The organism is Larsenimonas rhizosphaerae, assembly GCF_026240105.1.
GTDB lineage: Bacteria > Pseudomonadota > Gammaproteobacteria > Pseudomonadales > Halomonadaceae > Larsenimonas > Larsenimonas rhizosphaerae.
In genome coordinates this window covers 218,346-231,600 of the sequence record NZ_JAPIVE010000003.1, presented here as the reverse complement: position 1 = coordinate 231,600, position 13,255 = coordinate 218,346, and the positions used below count along the sequence as shown (strand labels likewise).

At 54.8% G+C, this 13,255-nt stretch carries 9 protein-coding genes; 6 read left to right on the top strand and 3 right to left on the bottom strand.

Annotated features, from left to right (window positions below; all coding sequences use genetic code 11):
* Window positions 1-276 precede the first annotated feature (276 nt).
* The 4 genes from OQ287_RS11115 to OQ287_RS11100 all read left to right on the top strand — a co-directional run bounded on the left by OQ287_RS11115 (window position 277) and on the right by OQ287_RS11100 (window position 4,871).
* Window positions 277-1,440 (top strand): porin, encoded by a 1,164-nt coding sequence (locus tag OQ287_RS11115; protein ID WP_265896463.1) that lies wholly within the window; start codon window positions 277-279, stop codon window positions 1,438-1,440.
* Between the two features lie 187 nt (window positions 1,441-1,627).
* Window positions 1,628-1,837 carry a DUF1656 domain-containing protein gene (locus tag OQ287_RS11110; RefSeq protein WP_250939273.1) on the top strand — a complete coding sequence of 70 codons (210 nt, stop codon included), beginning with the start codon at window positions 1,628-1,630 and terminating at the stop codon, window positions 1,835-1,837.
* A gap of 4 nt (window positions 1,838-1,841) precedes the next feature.
* Complete coding sequence (locus OQ287_RS11105; RefSeq protein ID WP_265896461.1) at window positions 1,842-2,786, top strand: efflux RND transporter periplasmic adaptor subunit; 945 nt, start codon at window positions 1,842-1,844, stop codon at window positions 2,784-2,786.
* 6 nt (window positions 2,787-2,792) lie between these two features.
* Window positions 2,793-4,871, top strand: a complete 2,079-nt coding sequence (locus OQ287_RS11100; protein ID WP_265896460.1) for an FUSC family protein — start codon at window positions 2,793-2,795, stop codon at window positions 4,869-4,871.
* On the opposite strand, the gene OQ287_RS11095 is transcribed toward OQ287_RS11100, so the two are convergent.
* Complete coding sequence (locus OQ287_RS11095; RefSeq protein ID WP_265896459.1) at window positions 4,850-7,336, bottom strand: two-component system response regulator; 2,487 nt, start codon at window positions 7,334-7,336, stop codon at window positions 4,850-4,852. The genes OQ287_RS11100 and OQ287_RS11095 overlap by 22 nt on opposite strands.
* 93 nt (window positions 7,337-7,429) lie before the next feature.
* On the bottom strand, window positions 7,430-9,235 hold the full coding sequence (locus tag OQ287_RS11090) for a PAS domain S-box protein (RefSeq protein WP_265896458.1): 1,806 nt from the start codon (window positions 9,233-9,235) through the stop codon (window positions 7,430-7,432).
* A 168-nt stretch (window positions 9,236-9,403) separates the two neighbouring features.
* Between OQ287_RS11090 and OQ287_RS11085 the strand changes: the two genes are divergently transcribed.
* Complete coding sequence (locus tag OQ287_RS11085; RefSeq protein ID WP_265896457.1) at window positions 9,404-9,856, top strand: molybdopterin-dependent oxidoreductase; 453 nt, start codon at window positions 9,404-9,406, stop codon at window positions 9,854-9,856.
* Window positions 9,857-9,868: 12 nt separating this feature from the next.
* On the top strand, window positions 9,869-12,067 hold the full coding sequence (locus tag OQ287_RS11080; protein WP_265896456.1) for an ATP-binding protein: 2,199 nt from the start codon (window positions 9,869-9,871) through the stop codon (window positions 12,065-12,067).
* Here the strand turns inward: OQ287_RS11080 and OQ287_RS11075 are convergent.
* Window positions 12,040-13,212, bottom strand: a complete 1,173-nt coding sequence (locus OQ287_RS11075; protein ID WP_265896455.1) for an EAL domain-containing response regulator — start codon at window positions 13,210-13,212, stop codon at window positions 12,040-12,042. The genes OQ287_RS11080 and OQ287_RS11075 overlap by 28 nt on opposite strands.
* Window positions 13,213-13,255 lie beyond the last annotated feature (43 nt).

Here is a 13,255-nt window from a genome sequence, read left to right as displayed (position 1 = left end):
CGAAATTGCAAGTTGCTTTTTTTAAAGGGTTTTTAACTGAAGTGTCACAATAATGTGGCACTTTTTTTGTGTTATGACGTCGCTGAGATGAGGCAATAAGGGATCGAAAACAGTGTTTTTTTCTTGTTGCGTTCGGTCAGGGGTCGTTATAAGGTACGTCTGCGAGCAACAGATAATAACAAGCTTCACAGCCTGGACCACAGGCACGAAGCAACCCTCTGCAAATAATTAAAAAGCAGACAATCGAACAGTAAGCCTAGTAAGGGACTTAAAAAAATGAAAAAGACGCTATTAGCGACTGCGATTGCCGGTGCGTTGGGTATGGCTGCCTCTGGTGCCCAGGCTGCAACCGTGTACAACCAGGACGGCTCCAAGCTTGATCTGTACGGCAACGTTCAGCTGGGTCTCCGTAGTATCAAGGGTACTGACTCGGAAGGCGACGGCACTATCGATACAGAAAGTGATCTGTTCGATAACGGTTCTACCTTTGGTGTCAAGGGTGAGCACGTTCTGGATAACGGTCTGACTGCCTACTTCCGCGCTGAATTTGAATTCAACGCTGATAACCAAAAAGGTTATTACGCAGCAGGTGGAAGTAATGCCACTCAGTCCGGCCTGTCCAAGGGTGATCAGGCATATGTCGGTATCACCGGTAACTTTGGTGATTTCCGCGTAGGCTCATGGGACGCCCTGTTCAACGACTGGATCCAGGATCCGATGGCGAACGATGAATACTTCGGCCACACTGGAGCGCTGCAGGACGTAGGTGGTACACAGTATGAAAGCGACAAGTTCACTTATACTTCACCGATCTGGTCTGGTCTGCAGTTTGCGGTAGGTACTCAGTATTACGGTGACAAGGACAGCTTCAGCAGTTCCTTTAACAACGCTCAGTCTGCCAATGCCAACCTTGGTGGCGGCAACTTCAGCCTAGATGAAGGCAACAGCGCCTCCTTGTTCGGTGGTTTGCGTTATACCATGGGCGGCTGGACCCTTGCTGCTGTCTATGACAACCTGGATAACTTCGAGTTCACTCCCGGTAATGGCGACGACGCTCGTGACTACGGTGATCTGTACGGTGCCAACGTTGCCTATAACATCGATACACTCCTGATCAGCTTCAAGTACAGTCGTCTTGATGCAGACTGGAATGACAATGCAGATGTTGACCGTTACGGTATTGGTTTCCGCTATGGTTATGGCATGGGCGACATCTACGCATCTTATCAGTTTGTTGATGCCGAAGCGCAGGCTGTTGCAACGCTTGACTCCTATGGCTATGACGGTGCAAACCAGAGCGATGAAACCTATAACGAATATCTTCTTGGCGGTACTTACAATCTGAGCAATCAGATGTATGTTTGGCTGGAAGGCGGTTACTACGATCGCGAAGACAATATCGGTAACGGCGTTGCCACCGGTGTTGCCTACAGCTTCTAAGACACAGCGTCTTGAGTTATCTAAACCGGCCCTTTGGGCCGGTTTTTTTATGCCCAACCGGTGGAAGGTTAGCAGGCTAGGTTGTTGGGCGTGGCATATGTCATGCTACACTGCGTGTTTGACCGGTGTGACTGGGCAATTATCGCCGTGAACGCCCTGTATCCTTCCTTTAAAGAGTATTTCCGGCATGCTGCTTCATGAAATGGCCTGGGGTGGTGTTTATTTCAGCCCACTGCTTCTGTTTGCTTTGATCAGCCTGGTGCTCACCTTTGCTGTCCGTTATGTCATGCACCGCACCGTGCTTGAACGCTGGGTCTGGAAAGAGGCCTGGTTCGACGTGGCGTTATATGTCTGCATTCTGGCAGGCGTTACCTTTTGGCTTGGTGCATTGAGTTAATTACATGCAAAAATCACTTCGTATCATCATTACGCTTGCCATTGCTGTCGCGGCCATTCTGGCCGGTATCTGGCTGTGGAAATATTATATGTATTCGCCCTGGACGCGTGATGGTCGCATTCGGGCGCAGGTAGTCACCGTTGCCCCTGATGTGTCCGGCTGGGTAAGGACGCTTCATGTGCGTGACAATGAGCAGGTTCAGCAGGGTGATCCGCTGTTTATGGTTGACGATGCACGCTACCAGGCCATGGTTAATCAGGATCAGGCAAGTGTCATGCAGCGCAAGTTTTCATGGCAGCAGGCTCAGCATCAGTACGAACGGCGCAAGTCTTTGAGCAAAAACGCGATCAGCTCCGAAGATCTTGAATCCTCTCGTATCCAGGCGGAAGTGGCGCGGGCCACCTATCAGCAGGCACTCGCGAAACTCTCGGCTGACAAGATCAATCTGGTCCGTGTTGCCGTTACGGCACCGGTTGCAGGCTCGGTCATCAACCTTCAGTTGCGTCAGGGTAACTACATAAAGCAGGGGCAGGCATCGCTGTCGATCGTGAAGCAGGGATCCTTTTATGCCACCGGCTATTTCGAAGAAACCAAGATTCCTTCCATTCAGGTGGGCGACAAGGCTGAGGTTTATCTCATGAGTGGAGCTCGACGAATACCTGGCCATGTCGCCAGTATCGGCCAGGGGATTTCCAATCAGAACACCACACCTGACGGGCAGTTGCTGCCCAGGATTCAGCAGACGTTTACCTGGGTACGGCTGGCACAGCGAATTCCTGTTGATATCGTTTTTGACCATATGCCGACAGACATGAAGCTCAGTGCCGGCATGACGGCTACGATCAAGATAGCCGGCCATTCCTCCGACGATACTGATACGGTAGTACGCGAGGCATCAGGCTCCCATGCCGAAGCGGGCAGCGATGGCGCGCTGTCGGACAGGGGATAGGCCGCCATGCCGGTATTTCTGCGTCTTTACCTGTTGCCTGAAAGAGCGGTGCTGCAATTTGCTCTGAAAGGCACCATTGCCATGGCGCTTTCCCTGTTTCTGGCGATGGAAATGAGCCTTGAGCGTCCGTACTGGGCGCTTATTTCTGCTGTATTTCTGCAGATACGCCCTCAAAGCGGCCTTGTTATCGAAAAGGGGTTGTGCCAGATCGGTGGCACGTTGGTCGGTGGTGGGGTAGGTGTTGCCATCATGGGGCTTTTCATGCAGATGCCCGGCATGGCCTTGAGCTGTCTGATGCTGTGGGTTTCCTTCAATGCTGCGGCTTCAGCACTGGTTCGAAACTTCAATCTTACCTATGGGTTTGCCATCGCCGCCGCCACGGCAACACTGGTCGTGGTGCTGTCGCTGGTCTACAGCAGTACGCCTACCAGTTACAGCGTGTTTGATACAGCAGTGGCCCGTATCAGCGAAATTGCACTCGGGGCAACCTGCGCCACGCTGGTCAGCATGTTGCTGTGGCCTGCACGCGTGAGAAACATTATTACCAGCCATGCGCGTACCGTGGTCAATGCCACCTTCAGTTGTCTTGAGCAGCAACTGACCCTCAACGCGGATGCTCAAAAGGCCCGGCAAAGTGTAGTGGATGTTATCCAGGCTGTAGTACAGCTTGATAATGACAGCAGTGCCATGGTGTATGAAGGTCCGGCCGGTGCCGGTCGCGTCAGGGCTGCCAACGTACTGGCGCAGCGCACCCTGACCATGATTGCCGAAATTCAGATATTTGGCCGATTGATGCGCTATGCCCCCGAGCTCATGAGTCAGCATGTTATCGATGTACTGGAGGATCTGCGCGATACCTTCAGGAAAATGCGGGAAACTTCTTCAGAAGCCGAAGCGCGTCAACTGGCGCAGAATCTTCGGCAGCGAATCAAGCATGTTCGGCAGGAAAACAACAGCACCCCCTTGCAGCGTCGGGCGCTTCACGGGGCTCGTGAGCTGGTGGCTTATGCCATCGTGATGCTCGAAGCCAACAAGGCCATAGTCAATGCAGATAAAACCCGCCTGAAGGCTCCCAGCCTTTCGGTATATCGTGACGGTTTGCTGGGGCTTTTGACCGGGTTGCGGGCCGGGCTTGTCTTTGCGCTCGGGGCAGTTTTCTGGGTGGCATCAGGCTCATCCTCTGCTGTATTGATGATGGTCATGCCCGTCATCTTCAGCATCATGTTTGCCCGGTTTCCTGAACCTGCAGTGGCACTCAGGAAGGTTATTCTTGGTGCCATGGTGGCCATTCCAACGGCGCTGCTTTTCGGCAACGTATTACTGGCGCAGGCACCTCGGGACTTTGAAATGCTGGTGCTCGTCTTCGGGCCGCCCCTTTTCCTTGGTCTAATGGCATTGGCAAACCCGCCTACGCTGGCTTACGGACTGGGGTTTTGCATCATTTATACGGTGCTGGTCATGCCGGGAAACCATATGAGTTTCGATATAACCAGTACACTTAATCGCAGTATCGCAGTGCTGGTTGGCTTGATCATTCTCTGGGCCGTTTTCAGAATGGTAGGCTCGCCTGGGCCTCTGGTCATGCGCCGTCGCCTGATCAGTGCAACGGCGGATGATTTATGCAAACTCTGGCGTAGAGAGCGTGAGCGCAATGAACACTGGTTCAACGGCCGAATGGCCGAACGACTGCAGCGTCTTGCAGGCTATGATGCCACGTTGCCCGAGGACAAGCGTAATCTGCTGGATCTTGGACTGACCGGGCTGAACCTTGGGCATGTGTCCATTCGTATGCACTCAAGGCTTGCCGAACACGATGAGCCGCGCGTGCTGGCGGCGTCACGTCACTGGCAGCAGGCTTTGGCCCAGGCGTTTCAGAAATGTGCCTGGGGGGAGGAGGATGAATGCTTCAGGGAAGCATCTGATTCGCTGCTGGCGCAGTTGCGGGATCATAGTGACATGGACAGGGAGCAGGTCGAGCTGATCGAAGGGCTGACCGAGCGCCTGGAAATGACCTTTCACCGCCACGCCGTTATCTTTTCGGATGAAGCCGCTGCCGGTAGGATTCAGTCGGCCAATGGTATTTGATCACGGATAATGTCGGGCCCGTTTTGAATCAGCCACTGTCTGAAACTGCTTTCCTCCATGGGTTTGGCGTAAAAGAATCCCTGAATATAGCCGCAGTGCTGGCCTTTCAGGTAATCGCGCTGTTCCAAGGTTTCCACGCCTTCAGCCACGATGGCGATGCGCAACTGATCTCCCATCGCGATGATGGCCGACAGTAACCTTTCATCAAATTCGCTATTGCTTATGCCCATGACAAACTCACGATCAATCTTGAGTTTGTCGGGTTTGAAACGACGAATATAGGAAAGGGATGAGTAGCCGATCCCGAAATCATCGATGGCGATTTCCACTCCCAGGGCTTTCAGCTCATTGATGGTGCACAGAGTGCGTTCCGAGTCGATCATCAGCAGTTTTTCAGTAATTTCAATGCAAAGCCGTTCCGGGGTGAGTCCGGTCTCATCCAGTGCCTCGGTCACGGTTTTTGCCAGATCGTCGAATCGAAACTGTCGCGCCGACACATTGATGCAAACACCTGGAGCAAGGTTGTTTGTCATGGGCCATGTCGCTGCCTGACGGCAGGCTTCCTTGATAATCCAGCGTCCCAGGTCAACGATCAGGCCGCTGTCTTCCAGGTGATTGATGAACTCATGGGCGCCGACCAGCCCTCGAACAGGATGGCGCCAGCGAATCAGTGCTTCTGCCTTGATGGGTAATCGTGCTTCCAGGGGAACAATGGGCTGGTAAAACAGCTCGAATTCTTCCTGAGCAACTGCCCGTTCAAGCTCATCGTCAAGGGAGAGACGCTGGCGCAGATGGTCTGTCAGCTCGCGAGCATAGAACTGGCTGTTGCCACGTCCCTCGGCCTTGACCTGATAAAGGGCATTGTCGGCATACTGCATCAGGCGAGCAGGCTCTTCACTGTCATCGGGATACATGCTGATGCCGATACTGATGGAGCAGGGGATGCTCAGCTTGCCGACCGTCAGGGGTTGGGCAAAGTGGTTCAGTAGCTTGCGCACGACCGGCTTTATCTGACTGGCATCAGTAAGCTCCGAGAGCAGGATGATGAATTCATCTCCTCCCAGTCGAGCTACAAAATCCGAGGCCCTGACAAGAGAGCTCAAGTGTCTCCCCACCTCGCTGATGAACTGATCTCCTGCATCATGCCCCCAGGTATCGTTGACCTGCTTGAAATGGTCGATATCGATGAACAGCAGTGCAAATTTGCTTTGCCGGCGCCTGCTGCCGACGATCAGCCTGTTCAGTTCGGTCATCAGAGCGGAACGGTTGGGAAGGCCTGTCAGGCTGTCACTGTTGGCCTGTCGGGCCAAATGAAGTTCATATTCCTTTCTCAGGCTCAGATCGTGCACCTGATAGAGATAACATACCGGAATATCTGATTTGCGCAGCAAGGAAACGCTGACCAGCGTCCATACCGGCTGGCCGGCATGATTGATATAACGCTTTTCAAACTGAACCGAGGTAATGCCTTCTATAAAGAGGTTGAGCAATTGTCGCTCTTCCTCTGCCATGTCCTCGGGCAGGCTTACGTCTCGCTGCAACTGATTGACCAGGGTTGATGCACTGTGTCCCAGCAGGCGACAGATGGCGTGATTACCCTGAAGAAATCGGCCATCCATGCCGACCAGCGCCATGCCGGTGGGTGCAAAATCGAAGGCCGTTCGAAAGCTTTCTTCGCTGCTGCGCAGTGTCTGCTCAACGTTCAGTCGCTCGCTGACATCGCGAAGCGAAATCAGTAGGCCGTCCAGCCCATCAAGTGTGGAGCGGATAGGGGCTACTGCATAATCCACCGTCAGGCAGGTGCGCGGAGCATCAAGAATCAGCTGCTGATTGAATTCGATATGAGCACAGCCGTGATCATCAAGGATATCGGCCAGCTCGATTGAACGTGCTTCGCCGTTTGATGTTGAAAACGTCAGAAGGCTGGAAACAGAGGTGTCGGCAAGCTGATCGAGTGAGCGGCCAAACAGTGTTTCTGCGCGTGAATTGATAAAGCGTACGGCACCGGTGCGATCTGTAGCGATAATGGCGTCCGTGACACAGCGAAGCATGGAGGAGAACCACTGCTCGGACTCCTTCAGTTCCCTTTCCATCGCGAACTTGTAGGCTGCTATCTCAAGTGCCGCCTTTATTTCATTGATTTGATAGGGCTTGGTCAGAAAGCCATAGGGCGCCGTATCCGTCGCGCGCCTGACGGTATCCGAATCACTGTAGGCGGTCAGAAACACGATGGCGGCATCATGCTCCTGGTGCATCATGGCGGCAGTCTTGATGCCATCCATCGGCCCCTTGATCACCACGTCCATCAGCACCAGGTTGGGCCGGTGGGTTCGGGCCATCTCAAGGGCCTGCGGGCCATTGTCGGCAACGCCACAGATATCGTATCCCATCTCGCCCAGCTGCTCGGCCAGATCATGGGCCACAATGGCCTCATCCTCGACGATGAGCAGTCGCCGTGATGTCATGACAGATGACCTTTGCTTCGAGATAGGGGCGAGAGGCATTTTGATCATGGCAGAACTCTTCAGCTGCGATACGTGATGGTCGAAGTATCCGGATTAGTAGGATGTATCGGCCCCGCCGCTGATTAATTCAGGTGCCGGTAACCGGAACACCAGCCGGCTGTGGCTGCCGTTTTTGCTTTTCGTCGTGAATTCGCCATCGAGTTGACGGCTGAGAATGCGGATGAGCTTGAGCCCGAGTGATTTTCCCGTGGCCTGGGTGTCATCAAATCCAACGCCATTGTCGATGACTTCCAGCTTCAGGGTGTCGTCATCCAGCATGTCGATCGTGATGCGTACATGACCGGTCTTCTTGCCAGGGAAGCCGTGTTTCAGGCTGTTGGTCAGCAGTTCGTTCAGTAGAAGGCCTAATGGAACAGCTGTTTCAAGGCCGACCTGGATCGTTTCGATAGTGGGTTCAAGGATGATGTCGCGGCTATTGGCACCGGTCGATGATGCCAGGTTGGTACACAGGTCACCGACGTAGGCGGCCAGGTCAATCGAGGACAGTGACGCCGACTGGTACAGCTTTTCGTGCACCAGAGCCATTGCCTTTACCCGATCTGCGCTTTCTCGCAGTGCATCGTGCGCCACCCCTTCGGGCAGTTGGCGCAGTTGCATGTTGAACAGGCTGCCGATGACCTGAAGGTTATTCTTGACGCGGTGATAGACTTCCTTGAGCAGGGTTTCCTTTTCCTGCAGAGAGGCGAGTTGCTGCTCACTGAAGCGTTTTCGATCGGTAATGTCGCGCACGATCTTGGCGGCCCCCTGTACGCGTCCGTCCACCATTTGCACCAGCGATGAGGTGATGGCTACGTCAATGTACTGGCCATCCCGTCGCCGGCGCAGGGTCTCGTAATGAGGTTGAGAGACACCCGTGTCCGACAGTCGGGACAGGTGCTGCTCGAATTGGGACTGTAGATGGGGCGGTACCGTCAGATCCTGCAGATGCTGACCGATGGCCTCCTGAGCGCTATAAAGGAAAAGACGCTCGGCTGAGGTATTCCAGCTGGTAACACGGCCCTGAAGATCATGGGCGATGATGGCATCCTGGGAGTTTTCCACAATGGCCGCCAGGTGCGCCTGACTGAGGCGGGCTTCCTCGATCTTGGTAATGTCGGTATGACTGCCGATCCACTGCGTAAGCCGGCCATCACTGTCCTTTCTCGCCGTAACACGGGTATCAAACCAGCGAAATACACCGTCATGACGTCGAATCCGGCATAGAAGCTGAAAGTCCTGCTCCGCTTCCAGCGCCTTTTTCCAGGCATCGACAAAATTGTCCCGGTCATCCGAGTGGATGCGAGTAAACCAGGCAACCTGAAGGTCTTTTGCGAAGGTGACGCCGGTATAGTCGGCCCATTGTCGGCTGAGGTAATCAATGCGACCGTTCGGAGAGCAGCTCCATACCAGCTGCGGGATGCCTTCCGTCAGTGAGCGCAGCCGGTTTTCCGTGGCTACCCGACGGAATTCCTGTTCCAGCCAGCTGCGACACCGGGTCAGCGCTACGCGAAGCTGACCGGTATTGAGTTCCTGAACATCAAGGTAGTCGAAGGCGCCATGTGCAAGCGCCTCTTCGGCAATGCGCTCATTGGTATCGTGGCTCAGCACGATGACGCAATAAGGGGTCTTTTGATAGCGTTTCAGAATGGATAAAAGGTCGGTTCTGACCACGCTTGCGGTATCATGATCTGCCAGTATGCAGTCAACGTCATGATGAAGCAGGTATTGCCGTGCCTCCGCCAGGGAGGCCGACAGATGGATCTGGAGCGCCAGTCCGGTGCTGTCCAGCAGGGCGGCCAGTGTTCCACGGGTGGATGCATGCTCATCAATGGCCAGCAATTTGAGGTAGTTGGCTTGCATGGTACTTGGTCAATGACCCCTGAAGTGCGCGAGAGTAAAGGGAACTAACGGATACGCCGCGTATAACTTGATGGGCGATGAGCATGTTTGGCCACGGGTGGTCGTGCAGGAGACTTTAATGAGATGAGGTTGCCGGGCAAATTACTGCAGGTATGGGCAGGAGTCGCAATGCTGTCCATCGGTCTGGCAGCAAGCCAGACGATACAGGCTCGGGATGTATCGATAGGTATTGTCAGTCAGGAGGCTCAGGCCTCGCCGGTCTTGCTGGAATACGACCAGCTGGCTGCCCTGCCGCAGCATGTCATAATCACGCATACGCCCTGGCATGACCACGCGGTGCGATTTGAAGGGCCTCTGGTGCGAGACGTACTGACGCTGGCTGCCCATCCGGGAGCGGATATCACTCTGACAGGACTGAACGACTATCATGCCCGAATGCCTGCTTCGGACTATATGAACCATGATGTCATTCTTGCCATGTCCGCTGATGGCCAACCGCTCAGGGTGCGCGATTTCGGTCCACTCTTTGCCATTTATCCCTTCGATGAGACGCCAGGGCTCATGGATGCGCTGACACGGGCGCGATGTGTCTGGCAGATCAATCGTATTCTTGTTCATTAACGGCGTCCTGCCATGCTTTATGCTCCACGTTATTCCCTGCATTTCAAGGTGGCTACTCTGGCATCCATCCTGTTTCTGGTTGGTTCCATGGCGATCGGCTGGATGATCTTCCAGCGCCAGAAGGTGCTTGAAAATCGAACCTTTGAAAACATGTCCTGGATTGCCTATCAGCTTGACCAGGAAGCCAATCGGTTTTACTGGCAACTGGCGGCGACGGACTCGTCAAGTGAGCGGCTATTACTGCGCTACGAAATTCTCTTCAGCCGCATCCGTCTGTTCAGAAAAGGGCAGGTAGCTCATGTCATTACATCAGGCTCGATGCTGGACAGTGATCTGGAGAAGGTATGGCAGCAGACGCACAGACTGGATGATCTTCTGGCGCCTCTGCGGCATTCTACGGGGGGGCTGTCTGAAGATGGAAAGCGCCGGATACTGGCCACGGCCAGGGATCTGCGTCACGTGACCGCTAGAATCCTTCTGGAGGTCAAGGCACATGTGGCGGCGCTTAAATCCGATTCAAGGCAGCAGTTGTCGTCGCTGTATCGGTGGGTGCTGGTCATGCTGGGCATGATGATCCTGTCCGGACTGCTGCTGATCATGATCGTGCTCAGGGAGCGGCGTTTTGGTCTGGAACAGGCGAAACGGCTCAGGGACAATGCCCTGGCACTGGACAAGGCCGTAGCGCGTGCACGTGCTGCCAGCCAGTCCAAGACCCGGTTCATGGCGATGATGAGCCATGAAATTCGCAATCCCCTCAATGGCATGATTGGCATGGCCGAGTTGCTGGAGCATGAGTCCGTATCCAGCCAGGGCCGCCAGTACCTGCAGGCGCTCTTGCAAAGTGCACATGGCCTGCATGGCATCATCCATAACGTACTGGATCATGCCCGCCTTGAGCAGGGGGCGATCGTGCTTAACAACAGCCCCTTCTCACTGGTCAACTTCATCGAAAAGACCTGTGTGTATCATCGCATGCAGGCAAGGCAGAAAGGACTCGATTTCAATCTGACACTGGCCGATGACCTGCCGGACTGGGTTAATGGCGATACGCAACGGCTTCGACAGATTCTGACCAATCTACTGGGTAACGCCATCAAGTTCACCGATGAGGGCGCGGTATCACTCAGTGTCTGCCATGCCGGTGGGCAGTCGCTGAGTATTGACGTTCGCGATACGGGCTGCGGGATTTCTCGTGCCGATCTTGGCGCGCTTTTTGAGCCCTTCAACAAGGTGGGACAGCGTTCCCATCACAAGGGCGCCGGGCTGGGGCTGGCCATCAGCCAGTGGCTGGCTGAAGCCATGGGGGGTGATATTTCCGCCGAGAGTACGCCGGGCAAGGGTAGTTGCTTTTGTCTGACCGTGCCTCTGGCGGCGAGTGATGCTCCCACCGCGCTGGACGAGGATACCGACGATACCGTGGTTACACACGGAATGAAGGTGCTGGTGGTGGAAGATGACAGCATCAACCGCATGCTTGCCCGGGTCATGCTGGAGCGCCTCGGTGTTGAGGTGGTGCTGGTGGAGCAAGGCGCCGAGGCGTTGGAGCATGCTGACGACCCGTCCTTCGATCTTGTCTTCATGGACGTGAACATGCCGATCATGGATGGCCTCCAGACGACGCGCCGCTGGCGTCTCGGTGGTGGCAAGCCTGCTGATATTCCCATTATCGGGATGACGGGAAATACGTCGCTGGCGGATCGGCGACGGTGCATGTGTGCCGGCATGAATGATGTGATCTACAAACCCTTTCTCCAGCGTGATGTGCTGTCAGCCCTGTATCGATATGCCGGGCGTCGTGACGCAGCGCCATCACCGCGGGCAGCACTTCAGGCTGATGTTTCATCATCCAGCCATGGATCGAGCGATATCAGTCTGGCTGTTCTGGAAGATCTTGAGTCTGCGGTAGGGCATGAGGCCTTGAAGGAACTGATCACGCTGTATCAGTCTCGCCTGTTCAGGCGACTTGATACCCTGAATACCTGTCTTGAGCAGGCACGCTGGGCTGCTCTGGGGCGGGAGGCCCACTCGTTCAAGGGCACATCCCTGTCACTGGGCTGTCAGACCATGGGTGCGTTGCTTGAGGACATGGAGCAGCGGGTAAATACTGAGCGAGGTGCGGTGATGAAGGCCCGTCTTTCTCGCCTTTACCGGTGTGCTGATCAAACGTTCAGCGCCCTTGAAAACTACAAGCGTTCGCTGATCAATCGCTGATCTGACGTGTGGTCAACGTACCACTGCTCCATCGCCGCGAGTGGCATGGGGCGTGCAATATAAAACCCCTGACCCAGTTCACAGCCGGCACGTTCCAGAAACTGATACTGGGCCAGTGACTCTATGCCTTCTGCCACCAGATGCAGGTTGAGCCGCTGTCCCAGTTCGACGATCGAGCGGGTAATGGCTTCTGCTTCATGCTCGCTGTCGCACAGCGACACGAAGCTTCGATCAATCTTCAATTCATCATAGGGCAATCGGTACAGTTGGGTCATGGAAGAATACCCCGTGCCAAAATCGTCCAGCGACAGGCTATAGCCTCGTTCCCGCAGCCCGCTCAGCACATGCCGGGCGTATTGCAGGCATTCAAAGGCCGAGGTCTCGGTAATTTCAAGGGTAAGCCCTTCGGGGGGCAGGCCATGGCGCATGGCCAGTGCATCAAGTTCCTCAAGTACATTCTTTTGCTGCAGAAAGACTGCTGGAATATTGATGGCAATATCGAGTATCCAGCCGCGCCGACGCCAAGTGGCGTGTTGTTGCCATACCTGAGCCAGTACCATCCAGGTCAGGGGAACAATCCGGTGATGGCGTTCGGCCAGAGCGATAAAACGTGCGGGAGGAATGAGGCCGCGTTCCGGGTCATGCCAGCGCAGTAGTGCCTCCACTCCCGTAGGCTGGTGATCGCTGAGGCGCACCTTGGGCTGGTAATACAGTTCAAACTCGTTGGCATCCAGCCCCCGGTCAACATCTGCCGGCGTTACCGCGCGCTGGGTCGTATCGAGAGGCGCCGTCAGGCGGTCCAGTGTTTCGGGCAGGACGGGCTTGGGCATGAACCCCAGCATGCGAAATCCCTGAGCCTGACCGAACTTGAGGGTGTCTTCCGCGATGGTTTCATCGCTGACGCTAAGCAGAAGCACTGCCGGGTCAAGACGTTGTTCCTGTAGATAACCCAGCACATCGAGTCCCGAAAAATCTCCCAGGCTCAAATCCAGAATGACCAGATCAATGTCAGCGGTATGGGCGGAGCGTATCAGTTCATCCAATCCGGCTGCCGTGGTGACCTGATAGTTTCGACGTGCCAGCAGGTGCTGGAATAACAAGCGAATTTCATCATCATCATCAATGACCAGTGCGTTCAATGTCATCAGGGGCATCTGCCATCAGTCGAGTGAAGAGCGCATGGTAAAA